Origin of the sequence: Thermomonospora sp. CIF 1 (genome assembly GCF_001896795.1) — a bacterium.
Lineage (GTDB): Bacteria > Actinomycetota > Actinomycetes > Streptosporangiales > Streptosporangiaceae > Thermomonospora > Thermomonospora curvata.
On record NZ_MOYN02000002.1, the window covers coordinates 140,590 to 165,385 of the forward strand.

At 71.9% G+C, this 24,796-nt stretch carries 22 protein-coding genes and 1 pseudogene; 11 read left to right on the top strand and 12 right to left on the bottom strand.

Going from position 1 to position 24,796, the window contains the following annotated elements:
- Positions 1 to 336: 336 nt before the first annotated feature.
- Together BUE48_RS00740 and BUE48_RS00745 are read left to right on the top strand one after the other, a co-directional pair.
- Positions 337 to 831: pseudogene (locus BUE48_RS00740) on the top strand (SigE family RNA polymerase sigma factor); the annotation flags it as partial.
- Between the two features lie 859 nt (positions 832 to 1,690).
- Positions 1,691 to 3,448 (top strand): sigma factor, encoded by a 1,758-nt coding sequence (locus BUE48_RS00745; protein WP_012850539.1) that lies wholly within the window; start codon positions 1,691 to 1,693, stop codon positions 3,446 to 3,448.
- A 4-nt stretch (positions 3,449 to 3,452) separates the two neighbouring features.
- On the opposite strand, the gene BUE48_RS00750 is transcribed toward BUE48_RS00745, so the two are convergent.
- Positions 3,453 to 4,199, bottom strand: a complete 747-nt coding sequence (locus tag BUE48_RS00750; RefSeq protein ID WP_286988328.1) for a MerR family transcriptional regulator — start codon at positions 4,197 to 4,199, stop codon at positions 3,453 to 3,455.
- 85 nt (positions 4,200 to 4,284) lie between these two features.
- On the opposite strand from BUE48_RS00750, the gene BUE48_RS00755 reads away from it, so the two are divergent.
- Entirely contained in the window at positions 4,285 to 5,289 is a 1,005-nt protein-coding gene (locus BUE48_RS00755) for an adenylate/guanylate cyclase domain-containing protein (RefSeq protein ID WP_012850541.1), read from the top strand.
- Positions 5,290 to 5,335: 46 nt separating this feature from the next.
- Here BUE48_RS00755 and BUE48_RS00760 read toward each other — a convergent pair whose 3' ends face one another.
- Both BUE48_RS00760 and BUE48_RS00765 read right to left on the bottom strand, forming a co-directional pair.
- A complete protein-coding gene (locus BUE48_RS00760; RefSeq protein ID WP_012850542.1) occupies positions 5,336 to 6,187 on the bottom strand; it encodes an LLM class F420-dependent oxidoreductase in 852 nt (283 codons plus the stop codon).
- Positions 6,188 to 6,540: 353 nt separating this feature from the next.
- Complete coding sequence (locus BUE48_RS00765; protein ID WP_012850543.1) at positions 6,541 to 6,885, bottom strand: TraR/DksA family transcriptional regulator; 345 nt, start codon at positions 6,883 to 6,885, stop codon at positions 6,541 to 6,543.
- A 362-nt stretch (positions 6,886 to 7,247) separates the two neighbouring features.
- Between BUE48_RS00765 and BUE48_RS00770 the strand changes: the two genes are divergently transcribed.
- Both BUE48_RS00770 and BUE48_RS00775 read left to right on the top strand, forming a co-directional pair.
- Positions 7,248 to 8,225 (top strand): sensor histidine kinase, encoded by a 978-nt coding sequence (locus BUE48_RS00770; RefSeq protein WP_012850544.1) that lies wholly within the window; start codon positions 7,248 to 7,250, stop codon positions 8,223 to 8,225.
- Positions 8,222 to 8,956, top strand: a complete 735-nt coding sequence (locus tag BUE48_RS00775) for a response regulator (RefSeq protein ID WP_286988333.1) — start codon at positions 8,222 to 8,224, stop codon at positions 8,954 to 8,956. Before BUE48_RS00770 ends, BUE48_RS00775 begins: the two co-directional genes overlap by 4 nt.
- 3 nt (positions 8,957 to 8,959) lie before the next feature.
- Here the strand turns inward: BUE48_RS00775 and BUE48_RS00780 are convergent, their stop codons facing one another.
- The 3 genes from BUE48_RS00780 to BUE48_RS00790 form a co-directional block, all read right to left on the bottom strand.
- Complete coding sequence (locus tag BUE48_RS00780; protein WP_286988334.1) at positions 8,960 to 10,138, bottom strand: site-2 protease family protein; 1,179 nt, start codon at positions 10,136 to 10,138, stop codon at positions 8,960 to 8,962.
- A 523-nt stretch (positions 10,139 to 10,661) separates the two neighbouring features.
- On the bottom strand, positions 10,662 to 11,102 hold the full coding sequence (locus tag BUE48_RS00785; RefSeq protein ID WP_286988336.1) for a hypothetical protein: 441 nt from the start codon (positions 11,100 to 11,102) through the stop codon (positions 10,662 to 10,664).
- A gap of 68 nt (positions 11,103 to 11,170) precedes the next feature.
- Positions 11,171 to 11,950: a serine hydrolase gene (locus BUE48_RS00790; RefSeq protein ID WP_286988337.1), complete on the bottom strand. Its 780-nt coding sequence runs from the start codon at positions 11,948 to 11,950 to the stop codon at positions 11,171 to 11,173.
- A gap of 205 nt (positions 11,951 to 12,155) precedes the next feature.
- Between BUE48_RS00790 and BUE48_RS00795 the strand changes: the two genes are divergently transcribed.
- Positions 12,156 to 12,989: an alpha/beta fold hydrolase gene (locus tag BUE48_RS00795; protein WP_012850550.1), complete on the top strand. Its 834-nt coding sequence runs from the start codon at positions 12,156 to 12,158 to the stop codon at positions 12,987 to 12,989.
- 207 nt (positions 12,990 to 13,196) lie between these two features.
- A complete protein-coding gene (locus tag BUE48_RS00800) occupies positions 13,197 to 14,180 on the top strand; it encodes an LLM class flavin-dependent oxidoreductase (protein ID WP_286988339.1) in 984 nt (327 codons plus the stop codon).
- Positions 14,181 to 14,191: 11 nt separating this feature from the next.
- On the opposite strand, the gene BUE48_RS00805 is transcribed toward BUE48_RS00800, so the two are convergent.
- The 3 genes from BUE48_RS00805 to BUE48_RS00815 all read right to left on the bottom strand — a co-directional run bounded on the left by BUE48_RS00805 (position 14,192) and on the right by BUE48_RS00815 (position 18,774).
- Positions 14,192 to 15,673 carry an FAD-dependent monooxygenase gene (locus tag BUE48_RS00805; protein ID WP_286988341.1) on the bottom strand — a complete coding sequence of 494 codons (1,482 nt, stop codon included), beginning with the start codon at positions 15,671 to 15,673 and terminating at the stop codon, positions 14,192 to 14,194.
- Between the two features lie 129 nt (positions 15,674 to 15,802).
- Positions 15,803 to 16,360 carry a GNAT family N-acetyltransferase gene (locus tag BUE48_RS00810; protein WP_012850553.1) on the bottom strand — a complete coding sequence of 186 codons (558 nt, stop codon included), beginning with the start codon at positions 16,358 to 16,360 and terminating at the stop codon, positions 15,803 to 15,805.
- Between the two features lie 896 nt (positions 16,361 to 17,256).
- Positions 17,257 to 18,774 carry a hypothetical protein gene (locus BUE48_RS00815; RefSeq protein ID WP_286988343.1) on the bottom strand — a complete coding sequence of 506 codons (1,518 nt, stop codon included), beginning with the start codon at positions 18,772 to 18,774 and terminating at the stop codon, positions 17,257 to 17,259.
- Positions 18,775 to 19,059: 285 nt separating this feature from the next.
- Here BUE48_RS00815 and BUE48_RS00820 point away from each other — a divergent pair, with 285 nt between their 5' ends.
- Both BUE48_RS00820 and BUE48_RS00825 read left to right on the top strand, forming a co-directional pair.
- On the top strand, positions 19,060 to 19,584 hold the full coding sequence (locus BUE48_RS00820; RefSeq protein WP_012850555.1) for an ATP-binding protein: 525 nt from the start codon (positions 19,060 to 19,062) through the stop codon (positions 19,582 to 19,584).
- Positions 19,581 to 20,141: a hypothetical protein gene (locus BUE48_RS00825; protein ID WP_012850556.1), complete on the top strand. Its 561-nt coding sequence runs from the start codon at positions 19,581 to 19,583 to the stop codon at positions 20,139 to 20,141. Before BUE48_RS00820 ends, BUE48_RS00825 begins: the two co-directional genes overlap by 4 nt.
- A 957-nt stretch (positions 20,142 to 21,098) precedes the next feature.
- Here the strand turns inward: BUE48_RS00825 and BUE48_RS00830 are convergent.
- Positions 21,099 to 21,641, bottom strand: coding sequence for an ATP-binding protein (locus BUE48_RS00830; protein WP_286988344.1), 543 nt, complete (start codon positions 21,639 to 21,641; stop codon positions 21,099 to 21,101).
- Positions 21,638 to 21,916, bottom strand: coding sequence for a hypothetical protein (locus BUE48_RS00835; protein ID WP_286988345.1), 279 nt, complete (start codon positions 21,914 to 21,916; stop codon positions 21,638 to 21,640). The genes BUE48_RS00830 and BUE48_RS00835 overlap by 4 nt, the downstream gene beginning before the upstream one ends.
- A gap of 202 nt (positions 21,917 to 22,118) precedes the next feature.
- On the opposite strand from BUE48_RS00835, the gene BUE48_RS00840 reads away from it, so the two are divergent.
- Both BUE48_RS00840 and BUE48_RS00845 read left to right on the top strand, forming a co-directional pair.
- Positions 22,119 to 22,961, top strand: coding sequence for a helix-turn-helix domain-containing protein (locus BUE48_RS00840; RefSeq protein WP_286988346.1), 843 nt, complete (start codon positions 22,119 to 22,121; stop codon positions 22,959 to 22,961).
- Between the two features lie 17 nt (positions 22,962 to 22,978).
- Positions 22,979 to 23,299, top strand: coding sequence for a DUF397 domain-containing protein (locus tag BUE48_RS00845; protein ID WP_286988347.1), 321 nt, complete (start codon positions 22,979 to 22,981; stop codon positions 23,297 to 23,299).
- 201 nt (positions 23,300 to 23,500) lie between these two features.
- Here BUE48_RS00845 and BUE48_RS00850 read toward each other — a convergent pair whose 3' ends face one another.
- Complete coding sequence (locus BUE48_RS00850) at positions 23,501 to 24,016, bottom strand: phosphorothioated DNA-binding restriction endonuclease family protein (RefSeq protein WP_502694587.1); 516 nt, start codon at positions 24,014 to 24,016, stop codon at positions 23,501 to 23,503.
- Between the last annotated feature and the right edge of the window lie 780 nt (positions 24,017 to 24,796).

The following is a 24,796-nucleotide window of genomic DNA, read 5'->3' on the forward strand; positions in this document are numbered from 1 at the left end:
GTCAGGGCGGTCAGTCAAGATTGACGGGCGGTGGCCTTCCTGTCGACGGATATGTCGGTTCAAATCGGTCAGCGGGATGAGCCTCTCAACACCCGGATGGAGGAATCACCTTCAGGTTGACCCGAATATGTTGTTTTTGTTGATCCGAAATTACGGTCCCCGTGCGAGGGTCGAAACACGACGGCAGACGGGCGCTTCGGACGGCCGGCACGGAGCGCCGGGCGGACGGGGGTCGCGGCCGCATGCGGTGCACCCCTTGGCAACGTGACCGGGGCGCCGGTGCGCACCGCCCCGGGGACCGGGAGGTCGCGGGTTGGGACGAGGCAGCCCCCTGGGATCGGTGACCAGGTGAACAGGGCCCAGCAGGAGGAGTTCCACCGGTACGTCGCAGACCGGGGGCCCGTGCTGCTGCGCGCCGCCCGGCAGCTCACCGGCGACCGCACCGAGGCCGAGGACCTGCTGCAGGTGGCGCTGGCCAAGACCTACCTGGCCTGGGACCGCATCAACGACCGCGCGGCGGTGGACGGCTATGTGCGGCGGGCCATGGTCAACACGCACATCTCCTGGTGGCGGCGCCGCAAGCTGGAGATCTACCCCACCGATGTGCTGCCCGACCGGCCGGTGGACGACCACACCCGGCGCAGCGAGATGCACGACGCCCTCTCCCGCGCCCTGGCCAGGCTGCCCGAGCGGCAGCGCCTGGCGGTCATCTTGCGCTATTACGAGGACCTGCCGGAACCGGAGATCGCCAAGGTTCTCGGCGTGAGCGTGGGAACGGTCAAAAGCACCGTCTCCCGGGCGATGGCCAAGCTCCGCGAGGACGTCGATCTGGAGCACGACTTCACCGCCCCCAAGGCCGCCAAGGAGCCGGACCCCCCGTCCGAGCGCGGCGCGCTCCCGGACGCCCGCCACGCCCCGGACACCTCCGAGCGCGACCGGTGAACGCACGCCGCAAGGCCTCTCGCTGATCATCTCTTCGATCATGACCCACGCTGCGGAGGGGTGGGCCACCGAACCTTTGCAACACGTGGTCTCGAGCGGCCGAGATACGGGAGCCCCGGCGGCGCACGGTGCCCCGCCATCGCGGGCCACCACCCCCTCCCGCCTGTCCTGAGCTGCGGAAACGGTGTGCTGAAAAAGTCCGCCGCCGGATCGGCCCAGGCCGGCGGGCAGGGCCGCGGCCGGCGCATCTCACCGGAGGGCTACATGGTGCTGACTGATCGGGCCAAGACCATGATCAAACGCACGGTGAATGGATCTTCCCGGTGGAACTGATGGGCCGCCCGCGCCCGACGAAGACGCCCTCCATGGAGCATGGCGCACCCTGCCGCACACGCCCCCCGACAGGGCGGCAATGGCCTTGTGAAGCCGCCGCCGAACGGGCGAAGCCCCTGGTTGGGGCGGCGATCACCGGAATGCGGGCATTCGCCGTCCAGATCCTGCGACCCGGGCCGCAAAGTTCTCCGACAAGACGTTCGGGAACGCCGCGCAGCAGGCGATCCGGCCGCTGCTTGCCGGGATCGAACCGGCCAGACCCGCCATATCGGAAGCGGCACGCTCTGCCCGCACAGGTAACCATATTGGTGATCTTGTGGTGTGCGGGTCAGAAGTGGTGTAAGCAAAGGCCCGTACCGATGTCATATGGCCTGTGTGATGAGGGCCTTCCACCGCTGTGGCGGGAGTGAGCCAAATGCCTAGGTGGTCTTCCGGAACCCCGGACGCCGATCGTCGGCTCGTCCAGGGGTTGCACCAGGGAGACGAAGAGACGCTGGGCGTCCTCTACGACACCTATGCCGAGCAGCTCTTCGACTACTGCGTCGCCATGGTCGCGGAGGAGAGGCGGGCGGCCGACATCGTCCACGACGCCTTCATCGACGCCCAGCGCCGCGCTCCGCGCATGCGCAACCGGATGCAGTTGCGCGCCTGGCTTTACGCCGCCGTCCGGCGGCGCTGCCTGCGGGGAGGCCGGGCCGCCGGCATGTCCTGGCGGTGGGCGGCGGCGTCGGCCTGGGCGCAGGAGCCGGGCGCCGCCGAGGCGGAGGTGACGCCCGAAGAGGCCCGCCGCCTGGTGGAGGCGATGCTGGGACGGCTGGACTTCCTGCACCGGGAGACCCTGGTGCTGACGCTGCGGCACGGCATGAGCCCCGCCGACATCTCCGCCGTCCTGGGGGTGTCGGCACGCCGCGTCGCCGCCCTGGTGGCCCAGGCCGAAGCGCGCGCCGAGGCGGCGATCACGGCCGAGCTGCGCGCGATGGTGCGGCACTGCCATGCCCGGCGGGACTCCCGGGAACGGTCCCAGTCCGATCCCGCCGCCGAGCCGCAGGAGGCTCCCGAGGAGCAGCCGGTGCCGGCCGGTGCCGCCGGAGGCGGTTCGCCGGTCACCGCGCTGCGGCACCGCTCCGCCGTGCGCCTTCTCGCCTCCGGCGGAACGTTCCGCAGGCGGCGCCTCAGACGCTCCGGCACCGGCCGGGCGGACCTGGAACCCCAGCTGGCCCGGCATCTGGCCGACTGCACCGAGTGCTGGCGGCGCGGCCGGGTGGCCGCCGGGAGTTTGCTGAAAGCGGCGCCGGCCCCGGTGCCGCCGGCCGCGCTCCGGCGCCGGGTGCTGCACACCGCCACCGACCCGGAGCTGGCCCCCCACCGCACCGACATCGCCGCGCGCGGCGGTCCGCTGACCCCCGCCGGGCTGCCCCGCCAGCCCGACATGCCCTCCCCGTACGCCCGGCGCTGGCTGTTCCTGGGGGGCGGCGCGGCCGGCGCGCTGCTGGCCGCGATGGTGGCGATCTTGATGATGGGGCCGGTCACCGCGAATCTGCGCTTTCCGTTCGACCCGCGCCCCCAGCCGTCCACCGAGGAGGCGCGGGAGAAAGGGGCGGAGAGCGGCGACCACCCGGCGTTGGCGGCGCCGGGCGCCGGCGGCATGCCGGGGCCCGGCGGCGGGTACGGCCGGACGCCCTCGCCGGGTCCGCCCTTCGGTGAGGTCCCGCCCGACGAGCCGCCGGAGGACCGCACTCCGCAACCGCCGGGGCCGGATCCGTCCGGGCCGCCCGGCCCGTCCCCGTCGCCGAACCCGACCCAGCCGCCGGATCCCTCGCAGCCCCCTCAACCTCCCTACCCGTCCCAGCCGCCCCTGCCGTCGCCGTCTCCGCCGCCCGCGGAAGGGCGGCTGGTCGTCGGCCCGGCCTCGGTGGTCGTGGGCCGGCAGGGCGCCACCATCACGCTCACCGCCCAGGACGGCCCGGTCGTCTGGACCGCGGTCACCACCAGCGACAAGCTGAGCCTGTCACTGGGGTCGGGGACGCTGCAGGCGGGCGCCTCGGTCGAGCTGCAGGTGGTGCTGGCCCGGCGTTCGCTGATCAATCTGCCCGGCAACGCCGCGATCACGGTGACCGACGCGGCGGGCAACCGGCACGAGGTCCAGGTGAAGTGGCGGCTGTCGCTGTTTTGAGGCCTCAGGGCCCGAGGTGTTCGCGGATCACTTCCATCCGCTCGCCCAGCGCCTGCTGGACGCGGGCCTCCATGGCCCGGGCGATGAACGGTTCCACCACCGTCTTCACCAGCGGGCGCATCCGCCGCACCAGCGCGGCCAGCTCGGCCGGCGCCAAGTCGCCGCCCGGCCCGTCCATCCGGGCGAAGACGTGCTCGCCGACCAAGGTGACGAACCGGTCGGCGATCACCTCGCAGTCGTCGCGGATCCGCTCGGCGACATCCAGCACCGCGGCCACGGGGATCCCGGCGGCGACCAGCTCGGCGCCCACGTGCAGCAGCCGGGGGCTGGGCACCCGGTAGCGGTCGCCTTCGGGCTCGATCAGGCCCAGCGCGGTGGCCCGCTCCAGCAGCGGGCCGATCTCCTCCTCCGCCAGCCCCTTGCCGAAGGAGGCCACCAGCTCCTCGACCGTCACCTGGCCGGGCAGCTCCTCCGACCAGGGGTCGGTGAGCACCTTCTCCAGGCCGAGGACCTCGCTGACGTCCCTGCCGTGCTCCCAGGCCAGCAGCAGTTCCTTGATGACCGCCAGGGTGTAGCCGCGCGCCAGCAGCTGGCCGATCAGCCGCAGCCGGGCCAGGTGGGAGTCGTCGTAGTAGCCGACCCGGCCGCGCAGGCGGGGCGGCGGCAGCAGCCCGCGGTCCTGGTAGGCGCGGACGTTGCGGACGGTCGTCCCGGCCGCGCGGGCCAGGTCGTCGATCCGGTAGTCGGCCATCGCGGTGACTCACCTCCCGTTGACCGCCCTGATCTTACGACCGATCATTGTCACATTGATCGATGTCAAGGTTTGGGGGCGGTTGATGACCGAGGCGCCATCGAGCGACCAGCTGATCGAGGAGACCCTGCTGGGCGGGCCGGCCCGCTACACCCGCGCGCAGGTCGAGAAGCTGTCGGGCGTCCCGGCCGACTACGGGCTGCGGATCTGGCGGGCGCTGGGCTTTCCCACCCCTCCCGAGGACGAGGCCGCCTTCACCGACGAGGACGTGGCCGCGCTGCAGGAGATCCGCGAGCTGCTGGACACCGAGCTGGTGGACGAGGAGATGGTGCTGCACCTGGCCCGCGCGGTCGGCCAGACCATGGGCCGGCTGGCCGGCTGGCTGGGCGGGGTGTGGCTGCGCCGGCTCGGCCAGGAGATCCCCGACGACCAGCCGGTCACCGAGGAGCTGGTGTTCACCGCGCTGGCGGCCACCGAGGAGCTGCGCCCCCGCTTCGAACGGCTGCTGCTGCACGGCTGGCGCCGCCAGCTGGCCGCCTCCGCGCTGCACTCGCTGACCACCACCGCCGCCGCGACCGCCGACCCGGCCAGCGGGGTGGCGCTGATGGCGGCCGGTTTCGCCGACGTGGTCTCCTTCACCCGCCTCAGCCGCCGCATGGACGAACGGGAGCTGGCCGAGTTCGTCGAGCGCTTTGAGGCCACCGCCGCCGGGATCATCGCCGACCTGGGCGGCCGGCTGGTCAAGACGCTGGGCGATGAGGTCTTCTTCGTCGCCGCCGACGCCGCCGTCGCCGCCGAGATCGCGCTGTCGCTGGCCGGACGCCACGGCGTCGACCCCGGCTTCCCGCGGGTGCGGGCCGGGCTGGCCTACGGCGAGGTGATCTTGCGGCTGGGCGACTTCTTCGGCACCCCCGTCAACCTCGCCGCCCGCCTCACCTCCATCGCCTACCCCGGCGCGGTGCTGGTGGACGGCGAACTGGCCGCCGCCCTGGCCGACGACGACCGCTACGACTTCTCCTCGCTGCGCCCCCGCCCGCTGCAGGGCCTGGGCCGGGTCCGCCCCCGCCTGCTGCGCCGCCGCACGTCCTGACCCCGCGGGGCGCCCCGGCCGGCGGCGCCCCGCGGGGCCGGCGGGGTCACTGCTTGGCCAGCGGGGCCAGGGCGCGCCACTGCTCCAGCGGCAGGGTCCGGTAGTCGGCGGTGATGACCTGGACGGCGGCGTGGTCGGCGCCGGCCTGGAAGTGCTCGGCGATGCGCCGTTCGGCCGCCTCCACATCGCCGATCGCGAAGACCGCGTCGATCAGCCGGTCGCTGCCGCCGCCCGCGAAGTCCTCCTCGGTGAAGCCCAGGCGCAGCAGGTTGTTGGTGTAGTTGGGCAGCTGCAGGTAGAAGGACAGATGGTCGCGGGCGCTGCGGCGGCCCCGCTCCAGGTCGGTGTCGAGCACCACCTTCACCTCGGGGGCCAGCAGCGGCCCGTCCCCCAGCACCTGCCGGGCCCGGTGGGTGTGCTCGGGGGTGACCAGGTACGGGTGGGCGCCGGCGGCGCGGTCCCGGGCCGCCGCCAGCATCTTCGGGCCGAGCGCGGCCAGCACCCGCTCGGCGGCCGGCACCCCGGCGGCGTCCAGCTCATCCAGGTAGCTCATCATCGTCGCGTACGGACGGCGGTAGCGGTCGCCGACCGCCGGCCCGTGGCTGATGCCCAGCCCCAGCAGGAAGCGCCCGGGATGGTCGTGGGCGAGCGCCCGGTGCTGGGCGGCCACCTCCGAGGCCGGATGGTCCCAGACGCTGAGGATCCCGGTGGCCACCACGATGCGGGAGGAGGCCTCGATGAGCACCCGGGCCGACTGCACCCCCGGGCTGCCGCCCAGCCAGATCGCCCCATAGCCGAGCTCCTCCAGCTCGGCGACCGCCTCCGCGATCGGCTCGGGGGCCTTGGGCCGCCGGGTCCGCAGCGCGGGAGTCCAAATGCCGATCCGTCCGAGTTCCATCCACGCCTCCGTTGTCGATCATCCGGCTCTTGTGGCAACCGGGCGGCGGTGCCCGCTGTTCCCGCCGCGCCGCTTCGGCGACGCCGGGGCGGGAGGAGTTCCGGGCACGACTCCCCGCCGGGGGCATGCCCGTGCCGCGGCCGGAGTTCCTTCAGGACCTCGTGCCGAACATGCCCGCCGATGATCGAACCGTGGCAAAGGCGCCCCGCCGCGGCGCGCGGTGACCGGCACCGCGCGCCGCAGCCGGGCCTCGGCTCAGGGCACCACGCCGGAGCGTGCCTCGGGTACTCGTCCGTACCGTCCATCGCCGCAGCGGCAGACGGTGGTGAGGAAGGCGATCGATCCGGCCGCGCTCATGCTCGTCCCCGTCGGCGCTGCTGGCAGGAGACACAGCAACGGGCGTACGGCAAGATCTCCAGCCGCCCCTCGGGGATGGGCTTGCCGCACTTTTCGCACAGTCCGTACCGGCCCTGCCGCAGCCGCAGCAGCGCCTCCTCGATGTCCTCCAGCGTCTGCCGCAGCGCGTCGGCCTGCACCAGCGCCGTGTCGTCGGGCTGCCCGTCGTCGGACCGCGTCAGGGCGGCCAGCTGGGCCTCCCGGCTGCGGCGCTCCTCCTCCAGCCGCTGCCGGACCTCCCGGCCCCGGGGGCTGTCGGGGTCGTAGCCGCCGGTGACGCTGTGAGCGGTGTCCAGGGTCATCGATGACCTCCTTTCGGGCGCCCGCAGGCGCCCCGGATAATCCAATGCCCCCCACGGTTTCGTGGAGGGCATGCCACGACGCCGATGTCCGGCCGCCGGGGTTCACAGCGGTGGTTTTCCGGACATCGGCGACGAGATCGGGCAGGATTTATTGGATCCGTCCTCACCATGAGTGAATTGCCCGGGCGGCGCAATCGGTGGCAACACCCATCTGGCGGCCGGGCCACCATGTAGAAGCGGGACCGCTCCAGGCGGCTTTCATCAGCGGCAATGGACGCCGTGCCCGATCGACCGGCCGGGGCGGGCGCGGCACAGTGGAGATGACGCCCGGGCCGACGAGCAGAGATGGGGGACTGCGGTCAGTGCGGCTGTTCTGGCGAGTGTTCTGGCTGAACACCCTGGTGTTCGCGGTGGCCACCGTGCTGCTGGCGATCGGCCCGTGGACGGTGTCGGCCCCCATCCGCCTGGTGGAGCTGGCGGTGCTGCTCACCGGGGCGGCGGCGCTGCTGGCCATCAACGCCGCGCTGCTGCGCTGGGGGCTGGCGCCGCTGGACCGGCTCACCCGCACCATGGCCACCGTGGACCTGCTGCAGCCCGGCCAGCGGCTGCCGGTCACCGGCAGCGGCGAGGTCGCCGCGCTGATCGACACCTTCAACCAGATGCTGCAGCGGCTGGAGACCGAACGCAGCACCAGCAGCGCCCGCGCCCTGTCGGCCCAGGAGGAGGAGCGCCGCCGCATCGCCCAGGAACTGCACGACGAGATAGGCCAGAGCCTGACCGCCGTGCTGCTGGAGCTCAAACGCCTCACCGACCGGGTCCCCGAGCCGCTGCGCGAGGACGTGCGGTATGCGCAGGAGACCATCCGCGACAGCCTGGATGAGGTCCGCCGGATCGCCCGCCGGCTGCGGCCCGGGGTGCTGGAAGACCTCGGGCTGGCCAGTGCGCTGACCGCGCTGACCAGCCAGTTCTCCGAACACACCGGGATCAGGGTGCGCCGGTCGCTGCATCCGGACCTGCCCCCGCTCACCCCGCAGGTGGAGCTGGTGCTGTACCGGATCGCCCAGGAGAGCCTCACCAACGCCGCCCGGCACTCCGGCGCCGGTGCGGTCGAGCTGAAGCTGGCCCCGGCGGACGGCGGGGTGCGGCTGGACATCACCGATGACGGCCGCGGGCTGAACGGGGCGCCCGAGGGCGCCGGGATCCGGGGCATGCGGGAGCGGGCCCTGCTGGTGGGCGGGCGGCTCACCCTCGAGTCCGGCCCCGAGGGCGGCACCCGGGTCTCCCTGCATGTGCCCACTCCTCCGAAAGGACCCCAGGAAGGACGAGGACCACGACCATGACCGACGAGACGGCGGCCCACCCGCAGGGGCGGGCCGTCTCCGAGCCGGCCCAGGGCCGCCCGGACGGCCCGGCCAAGACGCGCATCCTGCTCGCCGACGACCACGCGCTGGTGCGGCGGGGCGTGCGGCTCATCCTGGACGGCGAGCCGGACCTGTGGGTGGTCGGCGAGGCCGGGGACGGCGCCGAGGCGATCGAACAGGTGCGGCGTCGGGCGGGCACGCCGCAGGAGGTCGATCTGGCCGTGCTGGATGTGGCGATGCCGCGGATGACCGGCCTGCAGGCCGCCCGGGAGCTGTCGCGGATGTATCCGCGGCTGCGGATCCTCATCCTCACCATGCACGACAACGAGCAGTACCTGTTCGAGGCGCTCAAGGCCGGGGCGGCCGGGTATGTGCTCAAGTCGCTGGCCGACCGCGATCTGGTGCAGGCTTGCCGGGCGGCGGTGCGCGGCGAGCCTTTTTTGTACCCCGGCGCGATCAGCGTGCTGATCCGCAGCTACCTGGAGCAGGCCCGCCAGGGGGAGGAGCCGGAGACGCCGCTCACCCCGCGCGAGGAGGAGATCCTCAAGCTGGTCGCCGAGGGCCACTCCTCCCGGGAGATCGCCGACACGCTGTTCATCAGCGTCAAGACCGTCGAGCGGCACCGCGCCAACATCCTGGCCAAGCTCGGCATGAAGGACCGCCTGGAGCTGACCCGCTACGCCATCCGCACCGGCCTGATCGAGCCGTGACCGTCAGGGCCGGCGCGGCGGGAGCGTCACCACATCGGCGCCGCGATGCGCATAGGGCCCGGTCAGCTCGCCGACCTGGATGGCCCGGCTGATGTCGCTGGGGGTGACGAGCCCGATGACCCGCCGGTCCGGCGACAGCACCACGGCGCGCCCGTCGGTGCAGCCGGACATGTTCGCCAGCAGCTCGGTGAGCGGCTGCTCGGGCCGTCCCAGGGGGATGCCCTCCAGGGGGCAGGCGATCTCCCGCAGCGTGGTGGTGGCCCGCAGCGCGGCGGGGACGTCGCGGATCCGGTTCAAGGTGACCAGCCCGTCCAGCCGGCCCAGCTCGTCCACCAGCGGGTAGGTGGAGAACCGGCGGGCCAGCACGACCTGGTGGATGAAGTCCGCCACCGTCTCGTCCGGATGGGCGGTGAGCGGATGGGGCGTCATCACATCGCCGACGCGGACCCCGCCCAGCACCGTCTGGACGCGGGTCTGCTGCTCTTCCGCCGCGGCGGCGTTGACCAGGAACCAGCCGATCAGCGCCAGCCACAGCCCGTTGACCCCCATCCCGGTGACCACCTGCAGCAGCCCCAGCGTGATCAGGACGAACCCGAAGGCCCGCCCGGCGCGGGCCGCGCTGATCGCCGCCGCGTGCCGGTCGCCCCGCCACCGCCACAGCGCGGCCCGCAGCACCCGCCCGCCGTCCAGCGGCGCCGCCGGGATCAGGTTGAACACCGCCAGCACCACGTTCAGCAGCGCCAGGTACACCAGCGTGCCCACCGCCAGCGGCGACCCGGTGGCCCAGCCCACCGCCAGGGCCAGCAGCCAGAACACCGCGCCCAGCGCCACGCTGGTGAGCGGCCCGACCACGGCGACCAGGAAGTCGGCGCGCGGGGTGCGGGGCTCGCCGTGCAGCCGGGCCACCCCGCCCAGCAGCCACAGCGTGATGCCCTCGACCTCCACGCCGTGGCGTTTCGCCACCACCGCGTGCGCCAGCTCGTGCGCCAGCAGCGAGGCCAGGAACGCCAGTGCCGCCAGCAGCGCCGCCAGCAGGTAGGCCGCCGTGGAGTAACCCGCGAACGACTCGGGGAACAGCCCGAACGCCAGCCCCACCACCAAGATCACGACGATGACCAGGACGCTGACGTTCAGCCCGACGGGTATCCCGGCGATGCGCCCGAGCCGAACCGACTCGTTCATGACTCTCCTTGAGGAAGGACTCTCATCGCGAGACCTACCCGATCACGCCCGCTCTATAGCCCATCGCGCCGTTGGGTGCTGTTTCTCACCTCTCGTGTACGGGCCTGCACAGGACGGGCAGATATCCGTAATGGGGTTATTTGCGTAGGTGGGTGGTAGGGACAGGGCTTGGAAGCCGGACCGTCCCAGGGGCCGTGATCTCTCAGGGGCGGTATGAGCGCACTGGAGGGGGACCATGAGCGCCAAGCCCGAACCCGGTGGGACTCCGCACCCGGTGAGCGGCAGGGGCCGGCCCGCCGCCCCGGCCGCGTCGGCCGCGGGAAGCACCCCGCGCACGACCGCGCAGCCCACCGGACGGTCGTCCAGGAGCCGGGGCAAGGACTACGGCATGCGGGGGAACACCGCCCACCGTTCCGAAGAGTTCAGCCCCGACGATTTCGAATGACCGCGTGTTCGAACGACCGCGTGGCGGCCCGGCGCCGGAGCGAAACGGCCCGGCACCGGACCGTCCGCCCGCCGCGCCTCACCCGTCTTTACGGGACCGGTCTTTGCCGGCGAGCTCCTCGATGAGCAGACCGATGCCGATGCCCAGCAGCCAGACGTCCTTGGCCAGACCGGTCCCCTCCACGGTGGGCCGCAGGCCGCCCTCCTGCCGCATCCCCGGCGTCCGCAGATATAGGCCCACCAGTCCCGCCGAGAACGCCGTGAGCGCCGCGCCCGCCAGCGCGGACGGCACGAACGGCAACAGCAGCGCCGTGCCCAGCGCGATCTCGGCCCGCGACAGCAGCCTGGTGAAGGCCGCCGGGTCCATGTTCTTGAAGAAGGGGTAGGCGCCCGCGGCCATGCCGTGCACCCCCGCGGCCGTCTCCTCGTCCGCGTTCTTTTTGGACAGCCCGGAGTTCAGGACGTAGGCGCCGACCGCCAGCCGGACCGGCAGATGATGAGAACGTGTGAGAAAACGCATGCCTCCCCCGATCGGTAGGTGCCTGTGGCCCGGTCCCTACCCCCTGGACGGGAGGAATGCCCGCGCCCTCACCGGGACGCGGTCTGGCGCAGGGCGTCCATGACGGTCACGGCGACCCGCTCCACCAGGGCGATGCCCGCCTCCTTGGTGGCGTTGCGGTCGGACAGCACCGCGATCAGGTAGTCGTGGCCGTCGCGGATCCGCCCGATGCTGTTGATCACCCACAGCCCGCCGTCGGCGGAGCGGGGCAGCCAGCCGTTCTTGAGCGCCACCCGGCCGGCGGAGCCGGCCGCCGCGCCGACGCCCCACCGCTGGCCGGCGTTCACCGCGCCCATGAGCTCCCAGATCAGCTCGCGGTCGGAGGCGGCCAGCGGGCCGCCGGGGCCGGCCAGCGCGCGCAGCAGCCGGATCTGGTCGCGGGCGCTGGTGCCGGTCAGCCCCCAGCCCGCGCCGGTCGCCGTGGTCTCCCGCAGCCCCAGCGCCTCATTGGCCTCGCTCAGCCCGGCCGCCCCGCCGATCTGCGCCCACAGCGCACTGGCCGCGTCGTTGTCGCTGTCGATGATCATGCGGGCGGCCTGCTCGCGCTGCGGCCCGTCCAGGCTGCGGCCCTGCCGGCCGAGCCGCAGCAGCAAAGCCGCCAGGATGTCGACCTTGACGATGCTGGCGGTGACGAACCGCCGGGCGGTGCCGTAGGAGTAGCCCGCTCCGGTCGTCAGGTCGCAGGCCGACACCGACAGCCTGGCGCGGCCGGTGCCCCGCAGGGCCCGTTCGACGGCCCTGGTGAGCCTGCGGCGGTGGAGCGGGTCGAGCCGGCCTGGGCCGGTCCGGGACGTGCCGGTGAGGTCCATGGGTGAAAACGGGGGGTCGCGGTCATGAACGGCCGGTACGCGCCGGGACGGGATACCGGGCGAAGCGCCCAGGCTACCGGCTGTGGCGCGATCCGCACCCCGGCACGCCGCGGCTGTTTTCACCAATTGTTGACCCGGCCGCTCTCTTCAGCCGCCGACTTCCGGGCAGGGGCGAGTCGTTGCCGACTGCAGCGAAGGAGGCGTCATGCCGTTCGTCACCACTTCCGATGGCACGGAGATCTTCTACAAGGACTGGGGGAGCGGGCGCCCGGTCGTCTTCAGCCACGGCTGGCCGCTCAACTCCGACAGCTGGGAGGGGCAGATGCTCTTCCTGGCCGAGCACGGCTACCGGTGCGTCGCCCACGACCGCCGCGGCCACGGCCGCTCGGCCCAGGTCTGGGACGGCAACGACATGGACCACTACGCCGACGACCTGGCCGCCGTCATCGACGCCCTCGACCTGAGGGAGGCCACCTTGGTCGGGTTCTCCACCGGCGGCGGCGAGGTCGCCCGCTACATCGGACGGCACGGCACCGGGCGGGTCGTGCAGGCCGCGCTGGTCAGCGCCGTCCCGCCGTTCATGCTCCGCACCGACGACAACCCCGGGGGAGTCCCGATCGAGCAGTTCGACGAGGCGCGCGCCAACTCCCTGGCCGACCGCGCCCAGTTCTACCGGGACCTGGCCGACGGGCCGTTCTACGGCAACAACCGGCCGGGCGCCTCGGTGTCCCAGGGGGTGCGGGACTTCTTCTGGCTCCAGGGCATGCAAAGCGGGCACAAGAACGCCTACGACAGCATCGCCGCCTATTCGGCCACCGACTTCCGCGACGACCTGGCCGCCTTCGACGTCCCCACCCTGGTCATCCACGGGGAGGACGACCAGATAGTGCCGCTGGAGGTCGGCGGCAGGGCGTCGGCGGGGCTGATCAAGGAGGCCGAGCTGAAGGTCTACCCCGGCGCCCCGCACGGCCTCACCGACACCCACAAGGACCGGCTCAACGAGGACCTGCTGGAGTTCCTCAACTCCTACAAGAGCTGAGCCCCGCACCGGGCGGCATGCGGTCTGGAATAACTCCCAGAAGACACCGGTTGCCACACCGATGAACCCTTCCGGCCTGCGGCCGCGGGGACCTTGGACGGCGCGCGCCGGTTCAGGCCGTCCCCGGGGACGGGCAGGACGAAGAGGTTCGGTCCACAGGGTCCACGCAGTGAAGGGCAGCCCCCAACGGTGTCGCATCGCGTTCCGGTGAGCATTCTCGATCTGGTGCCGATCCCGGAGGGCCGGACCGCCGCCGAGGGCATCGCCGCCTCGATGGAGGCGGCGCGGCAGGCCGACGAGCTCGGCTACCGCAGGCTGTGGTTCGCCGAGCACCACAACACCCCGGGCCTGGCGGCCAGCGCCTCCGCGCTGCTGATCGCCCGCGCGGCGTCGCTGACCGAGCGCATCCGGGTCGGTGCGGGCGGGGTCATGCTGCCCAACCACTCCCCGCTCATGGTCGCCGAACAGTACGGCACGCTGGCCAACATGTTCGGCGGCCGCATCGACCTGGGGCTGGGACGCGCACCGGGCACCGACCCGATGACCGCCCGGGCGCTGGCCCGCTCCGCCGCCGACGCCCAGTCGTTCGCCCGCAACATCGCCGACCTGCAGGGCTGGTTCGGCGCTGCGGGCACGGCCCGCAGCGCGCCCATCTTCTCGGCGGTCTCGGCCGGCACCGACGTGCCCATCTGGGTGCTGGGCTCCACGGTCAACGGCGCCTCCATCGCCGGGCGGCTCGGGCTGCCGTTCTCGGTGGCCTCGCACTTCGCCCCCGAGCAGGTGATGCAGGCGATCGAGGTCTACCGCGACGCCTTCGACCCGAAGGCCCCCACCGCGCAGATCGACCGGCCCTACATCATGGCCGGCATCAACGTCCTGGTGATGCCCACCGACGAGGAGGCGCGGCGGCAGTGGACCACCGTCCAGCAGATGTTCCTCAACATCCGCCGCGGCCGGCGGGGCAAGATCCCGCCCCCGGTCGATCCCGATCAGGTCGCCCCGGCCTTTGAGCTGGCGTTCGCCGAGTCCGCGCTGCGCTTCAAGGCCGTCGGCAGCCCCAAGACGGCGGTGCGGGCGCTGGAGGAGTTCGTGGCGCGGACGGGCGTCGATGAGCTCATCGCCGTCACCTACACCTACGATCCCGCCGACCGGATGAAGTCCTTCCAGCTCCTGGCGGAGCACTGGTTCTGACGCCGGCCGCCTCAGCCCGGCACCGGCGCCCGGAACCGGGGAGGCCCGCAATGCGCGGCCAGGGCGTCCCGGACCGCGGCGGCGGACGGCCGGTCGGCGGCCCAGGCGATGTACCCGTCGGGACGGACCAGCACGGTGCTGGCGGTCGGCCCGCCCGCCCCCAGCGTGCGGACGCGATCCGCCCACGCCGCCCCGGCCGCTGCCGCCGCCGGGTCGTCCGCCCTCGGGGCGACCAGCAGGAAGCAGCCGTCGCGCAACGCCTGGTAAAGCCGCCGCCCATCGGCCAGGGGGATGTCGGGCGCCCGCCTGCCGGTCAGCCGGTGGGCCCCCTTGGGCGCCGGGTAGGCGATGCTCAGCCCGGAGGCCAGGCCCGTCGCCCGCCGCCGCAGCGGCGCGACGCCCGTGACGGCGCGGCCCAGCAGGTTGCGGACGGCGCGCAGGGGCGGCGGGCCGGTGACGACCACGCGCACGATGGCGCCGCTGGCCAGCAGCACCGCCCGGCCGACCGGGTGCCGCTCGGCCTGGTAGGAGTCCAGCAGGCCGGGCGGGGCCCAGCCCTGCAGGGCGGCGGCGAGCTTCCAGCTCAAATTGGCCGCGTCCTGCATGCCGGTGTTCATGCCCAGCCCGCCGGCCGGGGAGTGGATGTGCGCGGCGTCCCCGGCCAGGAACACCCGGCCGACGCGGTAGCGGGGCACCTGCCGTTCATCGCTGTGGAAACGCGACATCCACCGCGGGTCGTGCGCCCCGTAGTCGGAGCCCAGGGCCAGCCGCATGGTCCGGCGGATCTCCGGCAGGCCGACCGGGGCGGAGTCGGGGACCTGGTGGTGGCGGTCCCAGGCGACCACCCGGTACCAGCCGTCCCCGAACGGGGCCAGCAGGGCGAAGGCGTCCCCGGTGGCGTTGACGGTCAGCGCATCCGGCGGGTCTTCGGCCAGGCGGACGTCGGCCAGCATCATCGACCGCACCACCGACCGTCCCGGGAAGGCCAGCCCCAGCGCCCGGCGGACCGTGCTGCGCGCCCCGTCCGCCCCCACCACGTACCTCGCCCGGACCGTCCGGGCGGTGCCGTTCCGCCGCCGCAGCGTCACCTCGACGCCGCTCGCATCCTGGCGCAGCCCGACCGCCTCGGTGCCCTCCCAGATCTCGGCGCCGCATGCGCGGGCCCGCCGCTCCAGCAGCCGTTCCGTCTCGTACTGGGGGGTGATGAGGACGTAGTTGAACCGGCTCGGCAGGCGGGACATGTCCACCGTCACATCGCCGAACGCCCGCAGCGCGCGCAGCCGGTGCCCGGTGGCGGCCAGCTCGTCGGCCAGGCCGCGGGCGTCCAGCTGTTCCAGCGTCCGGGCGTGCACGGCGAACGCCCGCGACAGGTTCGACTCCCCTTGCCGCCGTTCCACCACCACGCACCCGGCCCCGGCCGCCGCCAGGTCACCGGCCAGCAGCAGCCCGGTGGGGCCCGCACCCACCACCAGCACATCAGCCGCGTATTCCACATCCCTGGGCCTACCCGGTCAGAGCGCCGCTTACTTAGACGAGAACGGAAAAGCGCGGCCGGCTCTGCGGGGGCCGGGGTGCCGCGGGTGAACCTTCGCGGCCGCGGAAACGGGCGGGTGGTGCTCCCATCAAGGGCTGGGGCGGCGTTCGTGTTCGAGAATGGAGTGGACGATGGAGTCGCGCCACTGGCCCCCGATGCGCAGGTGGTGACGGATCCGGCCTTCTTCGACCATGCCGTGTTTGAGCATGAGGCGGGCCGAGGTGGTGTTGGCCGGGGAACGCGCGCCCCAGAGCCGGTGCAGCCCCAAATGGTCGAAACCGAGGGTGAGGAGAAGACCGAGCATCTCCGAGCCCAGCCCTTGCCCCCAGTGGTCTTTGCGAAGGGCGAAACCGAGCTGGGCGCTGGACTGGCCGGGGTGACCGGTGTCGACGGCCAGCCGGGCGAAACCGATGGCCTCGCCGGTGGAGATCAGCGCGGCGGCCAGGGAATACTCGGTCCGCGGAACGGCGCGGGCGGCTTGGGTGACGGTCCGGATGGTGGCGGCCACCTGGTCGCGGGTGCGAGGTTCGAAGCTGAGATGTTCGGTGACCACAGGGTCGCCGTAGATGGCCAGTACGGCATCGATGTCGGCTTCGGTGAACTCACGCAGGACGAGGCGTTCGCCATGAACCATGACCGGGTACATATCTCTGAAGGGTAACCTCCATAAGCCGTTATGAACGGCACGGCTCAGCCGGCGATCCGCACTGCCGACCGAAGGCCGTGACGGGGTTTCTCGGAATCGAACGTTGAATTTTCAAGCCCGTGTGTTTCTGCAGGCCACACGCGGAGCGATGCGGCCGGAAGCGGCAGCGTGCACTGAGAGCGGAGCGGAGGAGCGCAGGCCGCTGACGGCCCCAGGAGCGGCAGTCGAAAAGCCCGCTCATCGCGGTTTTCCGTGCGAAATGTGGCATGTGTCCGCGCTGTATCGTTCCTGGTAAGACGCGGTGTCTGGGCCTTCTGTCGGCGGCATCGGCCGCATGAGCCACCTGACGTCCTCCCGTCTGTAAGCCGTGGCCGCTTGCGCACTGGCTTCCGCACCGTCGTCTCATCTCAAAAACAACCGACCGGCAAGAAAATCTTGGTAGAATTTTTCAACGGAATCGAGCGAATGCCCGTACCTCACCGCTCCCCATCAGAGCGGCGGCACCCGCCCCGGCCATGACGCGGTCCGGTGCCGCGCGCCGGGGTTTTCGCAACGAAATAGGGAACGTACCCGGGGCGTGTCGCCTCCTTCCGAGGTGGCGGTGCGCGCGGTCCCAGGCGGGCGCCTCCAGGCCCGATGACGGCTGCTTCCGCGCACCGCCGAATTCCGTTCTTCTCGCCTCCGCCGGTGAGCCTTTTTCAACCCGTGGCCGCAGCGGGCCAGGGGCGGGGGCGGCGATGCCGTCGGGGCATCGTCCCCGACCCCCTCATGCCCGTTGCGGAGGCGGCGTGCCGAAAAGGTTCAGCGGGCTCCCCCGGCCGGCCGGGCCCGCGGGCCTTGCGGGAACGCCCACCGACCGGGGCGAGCCGGAACGGCCGCCTGCGCGGTGCGGGCGCTCATCGGCTCCGGGACAGGGCGGCGGCCGGAACCTGCGTGTACGCCTCGATGGCCTGCTGGGTGTCGCGGGCGATCTTGGCGGCGCGGTAGGCGGGGGCGCCCAGCGCGGAGTGGACCCGCATGACGCTGGCGACGATGCCGCCGATGCGCCGGTCGGGCGGTAGCTCCAGGACGGGACGCAGCGCCGCCGCCGCCCCGTCCAGATCGCCGGTGTTGACCCGGGCGAGGGCCTGATCGGTGCGGGCGCCGGCCTCGTCGCTGAAGGAGCGTTCGGCCGGAGGGGCGCTTTCGTAGGCCGCGATGGCCTCACCGGCCGCGCGCTCGGCCTCCGCGTCGGCCCCCGGCAGCCAGATGCGGGCGTCGGCGGCGTAGTAGAGCTGGCGCGGCAGCGGGAAGGACATGATGCCCCCCAGCTCATCCAGGTCATCGCCCTGCACGGCCTCACGCGCCCGCAGCGCCCGGGCGATGGCCTCCTCGGCCCTCTCGGCGTCCCCGAGGGCGGCCCGGGCCCGGGCCTCCTGGGCGGGCAGCCAGACGGAGGCGGTGCCGGTGGTGCGGGCGGCGGACTCGGCGCCGAGCTGGGCGTAGCGGACCGACTCGTTCAGCCAGCCCGCCCAGTAGGCGATCAGCGACTGCAGGCAGCGCGTCCAGGTGCGCAACCCGTCGTGCCCGGCGTTGTCGGCGCACACGTAGGCGGTGCGGGCCTGGGCCATGGCGGCGTGCGGGTTGCCGACGTCGTGGGACGCCTTGGCGAGCATCCCGCTGACGGCCCCGGCCAGGACGTACAGGTCGGTGGTCTCGGCGGGGCGCTGCCGCCCCTCCAGCAGGCGGAACGCCACGTCCTGCAGGTCGACGAGGTCGCCGAGCAGGGACGGGAGGGGCTGCTTGGGGTAGGCGGCGGCCAGCCGGCCCACCTCCTCGCGGAGCTGGTCGAGGGTTTCGGGGCCGATGTTGCTGCCCTCGGCGGTGACGGTGAAGCGCACAGCGCGTCGTGCGGCCATCTCTACCTGCCTTTCCAACTGGTCGGTTCCGGCGGTGGACGCCGCCTGCGGCGGCGTCGCCTTAGCGGGGGCGAGGGCCGGCTCGGCGGCGATCTCGCGGGACGCCGGGGCCGGGGCGGCGGAAGCGGCGGTGAAGGCGGCGTTGCACCTGATGAGGACGGCCCGTTCGTGCTCGTCCATCCGGTCCAGGGCGCACGGGCTCAGCAACCGCAGCGGGCTGGTGCCGTACAGCGAGGCCAGCACGATGATCTGGGTGGCCTGCGGCTGCCGGGAGCCGGCCGCGGGAAAGCCCTCCAGCCGCGACAGCAGCGGCTGGTCCATGACCGAGCCCGGGGCCGAGGCGATGTAGCGCTCCACCACCTCCGGCTGGGACCACCCCAAGGCCATCCGGAAAGCCGCCAGCGGTGAACATCCGGTCATTTGTCGTATTTCAGCCGCTATTTCCTCGGTGGAGCGGCCTTGCTGGATCATTTGACTGCGCAGCCGGTTGACGTCCCGCTTGCTCCATCCGCTCATGCCGATCTCCTTGCCTTCGGCTTACCCGCCCAGAATCGCCGGAAGCTGACGAATTCGGCAACAGTGCAAATCGGGCAACGCCTGTCCGGGTGACATATGGCGATGGCTGGGTATTTAAAAAGCCCAGGTCAGAGGGGTTTTGGGGGGCATGGAAAGCATGTCGCAACACCTCGTGACAAGGGCTTGTCGGGACGGATTGACTTGCCGGTGACAGCAAGCACGTCAACCCCCGAGGGCGGGAGGTGTCTCCGGCCTTCGACATTTCGCAATCGCCTGGAGCCAGCGATGTCCGTGCTCCCCGTCGAACGGCATGTCCCGATGCCGCCTGCCCATTTCCGTACAAATCAACATGATCCCGACCTGCGGCGTGAGAAATTGCGTCTGGCGGCCCTTCCGAACGCCGTCGGCACGGCCCGCCGCTTCGTGACGGCGCAGCTGCGCGGGTGGGGCCTGGACCAGTTGGCCGGCGACTGCGAGCTCGTCGTCTCCGAACTGGTCACCAACGCCGTCATCGCCACCGGCGACCGCACGGTCCCCGCCGGCTACGCCCGGCTGCACGACCGGACCCCGCCCACGATCGTCGTGCAACTGCGGCTGACCTGGTACCGCCTGCTGTGCGAGGTGTGGGACGCCAGCCCGCGCCCCCCGGTCCCCGCCGCCGCGTCCCCCCTGTCCGAAGGCGGCCGGGGCCTGCACCTGGTCGCGGCCTACGCCGCCGGCTGGAGCGCCTACACCAGCCCCGCCGGCGGGAAGGTCGTCTACGCCTGGTGGAACCTGCCGGCGGCCGGCCCCGAAGGGACGGCCCGATGACCCGCCGCCCGTTCCGCGACTTCGACGCCCCGCGCCTGAAGGAGCCCACCTGGCGCCGCCCCGGACCGCCGCACGCCGCCCCCGCGCCCGCAGACGACCTGACCGAGGCCATCGCGGAACTCCGCCGGACGTTCGCCGAGTGGCTGCGCGACCTGGCCCGGCAGGCACAGAACGCCCAAGGGGACGCCACCGAGACGGCCTCCCTGCTGCTGCGCCTCGGCGCCTGCGCCAAGGCCGCCGCGAGCCTGACCGAGGAGAACCCCGCCACCCCACGGAATCGCCCCGACCGCCGCAAACCCGAACGAACACCCCCGCCCCCGACCCGCCCCCTTCATGAGCCCCGCGACGGGCCGGGCCGACATGACAAAAGCCGCCTGAAGTCCCCGGCCCGTCGCGGTCCCACCCCCCTTTTCCGCTCCATGGCCCCGCGGCCCCGGCCGGGCGTCTTCCCGAACCCCGAGACGCCCACCCCGGGGCCGCGGCCCGGCGGGCCCGGCTCCCGCCGATCACCACCGGCTCTCGTCCCCCCGGAGCCGGTGCCATGGCTGCGGCCCTGAGCTGAAACCGCCTGCCCCCAAGGCTCCCCCCGTTCCCAGCTCGGGGCCGCAGCCGCACGGGGACCTCCGGGCCTGCAGATGGCCGTCTTCCGAAACCGGTGCCGTGCGGTCGCGGCCGGTGAACGTGATCTTGGCCGCCGGAGGACGGACGCCCGGTACCGCGACCGCCTCGTCCCCGGCTGCGCGCACCCGCCCGAGCCTGCGGGAACGACGCGTTGAAAGGCTCGGCGGGCGCAGACGCCGGACCTGGAGCGAAGGAACAGGTCTCCGGCCGCCGCGAGGCGACTCGGCCGCAGCCGGATGACCGACGAATAGACCCCGCAGCAGGGCGGCCACCGCTGGACATGTCATGGCGGATCCAGGCGCCCGGCCCGGCAGAGGCTCCCGAGTAAGAACGCGTCCGGGCTGCGCGGGGCCGTGTCCTGGCCTGCGCAAAGGGCCAGGACACAGGCGGGTATGCGCGGCAGACGACAGAGCCGATCCGGTGATCGATCCGACAAGCCGCTGGTGTTGCTGCGCAGAGAGCCGCCGGAGCGGGAGGCGGCTCGGCGACCGGCGGTGTACGGCCCCAACCGGGTGCACCGGCGCGAACGCGAGTCTTTCGGCCGCTGGCCGGGGGCCGCCTGCCCACCTGGGGGCGGGTGCGTCGGCGTTCGTGGCCGGGACGGCGGCGCCGGACGAGACGATCCCGACGCTGAACGCGGCGCACGCCGCGTTCACGCCGCCGCCAGAGCATCAGGCCGAGCGGGTGGTGCGGACGCTCGCCGCCTGCCTTGCCCGAACAAGCCAAGGCCGTCTGGGACGGTGGTGGGGAGGGCCCTCATAGCACCCGGCGGCCTAGTGGTGCCGGAGGAGGGGGGAATGGTTGCCGCGGTGGTCTCATGGGTGCACCGAGGCTTCAGCTGGTCGGGTCCGTAGTCGGCGCGGCCCGGATCTTCAAGGGCGCAGGCGTCTTTCTCAGACGTGGTCGGCGCTTCGTCCTGGGACCCGGATCATCGGCGCCGGAGTCGTGTCTCGGTGCAGGTGGTCGGCTGAAGGACGGGGGTGTGCGGTGGGGGTGCCGGGTGCTGCGAGTGGACGCTTGCGGCACGGGCGGTCTGAGGGAGGAGGCTCGGCTGCGAGTTCGAACCAGACGCTGAGGTGGCCGGGCAGGAGGGTGCGGTAGCCCCAGGCGCGGGCGAGGGCGTCCAGGATGGGCAGGCCGCGGCCGCCTTCGGCGTCGGGGTCGTCGAGGCGGTGGGGGACGGTGGGGCCGGCGCGGTTGGTGACCTCGATGTGCAGGGCGGCCGGGCGCTGGGCCGCGCTGAGGGTGACGGTGGGGCCGCTGCCGTAGCGGACGGCGTTGGTGACGGTCTCCGACAGCAACAGTACGGCGTCGTCGGTGGCCTGGCGGATGCGGTCGGGGCGGTCCTGGAGCAGGCGGGTGAGCCAGCGGCGGGCCCGGCGTACGCTGGCCGGGTCGGCGGGCAGGGTGCAGGCGCCCAGCGGGATCCAGCTCATTTGGCGCCCACCAGGCGGGCGATGCGGGCGGCGACGGCGTGGACGTCGTCGGCGCCGGTGACGTAGGGGCCGAAGGCGAACATCCAAGCGCCCCGGCATTCGACCACCGCGACGTTCAGCCGCATGTCCGGCTGCCCCGGGTAGAGCACCCGCAGCACGGCCTCGCCCGGGATCGGCCACAGCAGCACGGACTCGCACCCGCACTCCCGCAGCAGATAGCACAGGCTGCACAGCAGCCGGAACCGCAGCACCTGCGGTGAGGTCGCCTGAGGCATCGCACACCCCTCCCGGTCCAACGAATCCACGACGAATTTCCGCAATCACCCGGACACACCGCGTGATCGACGCTACGTTCGGAGTGTGCACTGACGCGCAGCGTGACTGCAAGCAGAACTAACTGAACTATTTCAGTTTGGTAGTAGGAACTATCCGGAGCGGCTCGGGAGACAGCGCATGGCAGCACGGAGAAGCCCCACGGTGCGAAAGCGTCGGCTGGCCGCCGAACTGCGACGACTCCGCAAGGAGTCCGGACTGACGCGGGAACAGGTGGCCGAACGGGTCGGCTGCGCCCCGATCACGATCACCCGCATCGAAACCGGCCAGAGCGGCGCCCGGCTCGGCGAGGTCGCGCTGATGCTGGAGACGTACGGCGTCACCGGCGACAGGCGCGAGGCACTGATGCAGGTCGCCCGCGACGCACGCAAACGCGGCTGGTGGCACCCGCACACCAAGGCCATCCCGGAGTGGTTCCAGACCTACATCGGCATCGAAGAAGAGGCATCGTCACTCCGCATCTACGAGGCGGAGGTTGTGCCTGGGCTCCTGCAAACGGAGGCGTACGCGACCGCCACCTACCTGGCGGAACCGGTGCTGCTGGAGAAGGATGAGATCGCTCGCAGGGTCGCCCTACGGATGGAGCGGCAGCGGCGGCTGCTCGAAGCCAACGACGCCCCAAGCATGTGGGTAGTGCTGAGCGAAGCGGTCTTGCGTCGTCATGTCGGCGGCAAGGCAGTCATGAGAGAGCAGCTTCAGTACTTGGACACGCTCTCGCGACGTCCGAACGTCATGTTGCAGGTCCTGCCCTTCTCAGCAGGGGCACATCCCGCCATGCAAGGCGGATTCACCATTCTGAGCTTTCCAGAGCCGGAAGATCCGGACGTTGTCTATGTTGAGTACCGCCTTGGGAGTATCTACCTAGAAGGGCATGAAGAGGTAGATTCTTATGCGCTCCTATACAACCACCTCTGCGCTCAGGCTCTCAGCCGTGACGGGACGCGCGATCTCATCGCACAGGTGGTGGACGACATGAGGGAGCCCTAGTGCCTGGGGAGACGCGGATGATCGAGACGAACTTCTCTCAGATCTCCTGGCGGAAGAGCAGCCGCAGCACGGGTAATGGCGGCAATTGCGTGGAGGTCGGTCTCTGGCGTAAGAGCAGCCACAGCACCGGCAATGGCGGCCAGTGCGTCGAGGTCGGTGTGTGGCGCAAGGCGAGTACCAGTGCCAATAACGGTTCTTGCGTCGAGGTTGCCTTGGGCGGGGCGGTGGTGCTGGCTCGGGACTCCAAGGACCCTGACGGGCCGGTTCTCGGGTTCAGCCCGGATGAGTGGCGGTCGTTCATCACCTCGGTCAAGGCCGGACGGCACGACCTGCACTGAGCCCTCCGCAACACCCGGTCCCCAGGCCCATGCCTCGGCCGGCCTGCACGGCATCGGGCCGGGGCATGCTGCTGCCTGGGGAGGTGGTGCGGTCCAGCGTGCTTACGTGCTGCTGAAGGACTTCAGGAACAGCAGGGTCTGGGGCCTGCCCAGGTTGTGACTCGGGCTGGTGCATGGCTTGAGCCGCAGCGCCCAAGATCATTACTCAACGTCCTTCAGAAGCTCGCCAGGATCGAGTCCGACAGCGCAGAGCAGGTCGCCGTATTCCTCTCCCAACGCGAATTTGCGCCCAATCTCCTGAACCGCCTGCCTACGGGCCTCAGTGCTGTCACGCATGATCTCCCACACGGCAACAGGCAAGCCGCCTTCAGGCTGCTGGTCAGCGAACCATGCCTTGAGCAAAGAGTCCCCGTGCGCTGTCGGAACCGCCCCGTCATGGCCGCGCAACTCCCAGAGCCCAGCCCGATAGAGAGCCGCGATCGGGTAGTCAGGACGACCGGCCCGCTCTCCAGATCGGCGGAACTCCCTGAGAAGAGGGACCAGCTCAACCACCGTGTCATGCCAAGGCAGCAGGCGACTCCCACCCTCGGCCGCCCGGCCGATCCCCCAGAGCAGCACCACTGCCTGCTTCAACATGGGCAGACCATTGACTCGGGCAGGCCGCAGATCGGAGATGGACGCAAGAACTGCTCCCAACGAGTGCTGACTATCTCTCACTTCACGGCCGTCCTTGAGGAGAGAGGCTCATCGTTCCGCTTGTCGCTTAGGTCTGAGGATGGGGTGAACGCTGGAGTCGCACCACCGACCTCCGGCAGCAGAGACGGTGGTGTGGATGCGTCCTCCCCAAGCATGCCGTCTCGCGCATGAGACCGCCGGAGAACGGCGTTGGCCGGCAAGCGGGCCGGAGACCGGCGGAGACCGAGACGGCAGAAGCCGGAGCTGATCAGTAGCCGGAGCGGTTTTGAACCCAAGCCCTGCTCAGTGCTCCTTGTGGAGGCCGAGCCGGCCGCTGGACCGCCGGGCTATGGACCGTTCAGCGGATCTGGGGTGTCGGGACGACCTAGAAAGCCGCCGAACGGCGTATCGGTGTCTGCGGCAGGTCGTTGTCCGGCGGCGGCCAGCATTGATCGCCCGCGATGTCCCCGCCCGACCTGCGGTGGTGGCTGCAATCGCCGTCCGGCCGCGCAGACCGCTCAGCCGGAACAGCGGCATGAGCCGCCAACGGATCCCATCTGCGCCTACTGCTCCGGGTGCGCGACCTGGACACTGCGCGGGCACCGTCCCCACATCGCCACACCTAACCGCGACCGGCGGGGGACGGTGCTGGGAGCGCTGGAAGCGACGGTCAGCACCTGGGCGTATCGGCTGGTCGGCTAGGCCGCCGCGGTAGAGCGGGCTTCCCGGTGTTTGATCATCGCCGAGGTCGGGACCGGTGCGGGCAGTCCGATCGGCCTTTCAGCAGGTGCCGGGTGGCCTGCCTGGGCAGATCCGCTTGTC

Excerpts from the sequence above, each read along its gene's own strand:
- BUE48_RS00830 (WP_286988344.1), bottom strand. The coding sequence starts at position 21,641 with ATGAGCTGGATCCCGCTGGGCGCCTGCACCCTGCCCGCCGACCCGGCC.
- BUE48_RS00765 (WP_012850543.1), bottom strand. The coding sequence starts at position 6,885 with ATGACCCTGGACACCGCTCACAGCGTCACCGGCGGCTACGACCCCGAC.
- BUE48_RS00825 (WP_012850556.1), top strand. The coding sequence starts at position 19,581 with ATGACCCGCCGCCCGTTCCGCGACTTCGACGCCCCGCGCCTGAAGGAG.
- BUE48_RS00745 (WP_012850539.1), top strand. The coding sequence starts at position 1,691 with ATGCCTAGGTGGTCTTCCGGAACCCCGGACGCCGATCGTCGGCTCGTC.
- BUE48_RS00790 (WP_286988337.1), bottom strand. The coding sequence starts at position 11,950 with ATGGACCTCACCGGCACGTCCCGGACCGGCCCAGGCCGGCTCGACCCG.
- BUE48_RS00835 (WP_286988345.1), bottom strand. The coding sequence starts at position 21,916 with ATGCCTCAGGCGACCTCACCGCAGGTGCTGCGGTTCCGGCTGCTGTGC.
- BUE48_RS00780 (WP_286988334.1), bottom strand. The coding sequence starts at position 10,138 with ATGAACGAGTCGGTTCGGCTCGGGCGCATCGCCGGGATACCCGTCGGG.
- BUE48_RS00750 (WP_286988328.1), bottom strand. The coding sequence starts at position 4,199 with ATGGCCGACTACCGGATCGACGACCTGGCCCGCGCGGCCGGGACGACC.
- BUE48_RS00760 (WP_012850542.1), bottom strand. The coding sequence starts at position 6,187 with ATGGAACTCGGACGGATCGGCATTTGGACTCCCGCGCTGCGGACCCGG.
- BUE48_RS00810 (WP_012850553.1), bottom strand. The coding sequence starts at position 16,360 with ATGTACCCGGTCATGGTTCATGGCGAACGCCTCGTCCTGCGTGAGTTC.
- BUE48_RS00795 (WP_012850550.1), top strand. The coding sequence starts at position 12,156 with ATGCCGTTCGTCACCACTTCCGATGGCACGGAGATCTTCTACAAGGAC.
- BUE48_RS00785 (WP_286988336.1), bottom strand. The coding sequence starts at position 11,102 with ATGCGTTTTCTCACACGTTCTCATCATCTGCCGGTCCGGCTGGCGGTC.
- BUE48_RS00820 (WP_012850555.1), top strand. The coding sequence starts at position 19,060 with ATGTCCGTGCTCCCCGTCGAACGGCATGTCCCGATGCCGCCTGCCCAT.
- BUE48_RS00775 (WP_286988333.1), top strand. The coding sequence starts at position 8,222 with ATGACCGACGAGACGGCGGCCCACCCGCAGGGGCGGGCCGTCTCCGAG.
- BUE48_RS00845 (WP_286988347.1), top strand. The coding sequence starts at position 22,979 with ATGATCGAGACGAACTTCTCTCAGATCTCCTGGCGGAAGAGCAGCCGC.
- BUE48_RS00755 (WP_012850541.1), top strand. The coding sequence starts at position 4,285 with ATGACCGAGGCGCCATCGAGCGACCAGCTGATCGAGGAGACCCTGCTG.
- BUE48_RS00815 (WP_286988343.1), bottom strand. The coding sequence starts at position 18,774 with ATGAGCGGATGGAGCAAGCGGGACGTCAACCGGCTGCGCAGTCAAATG.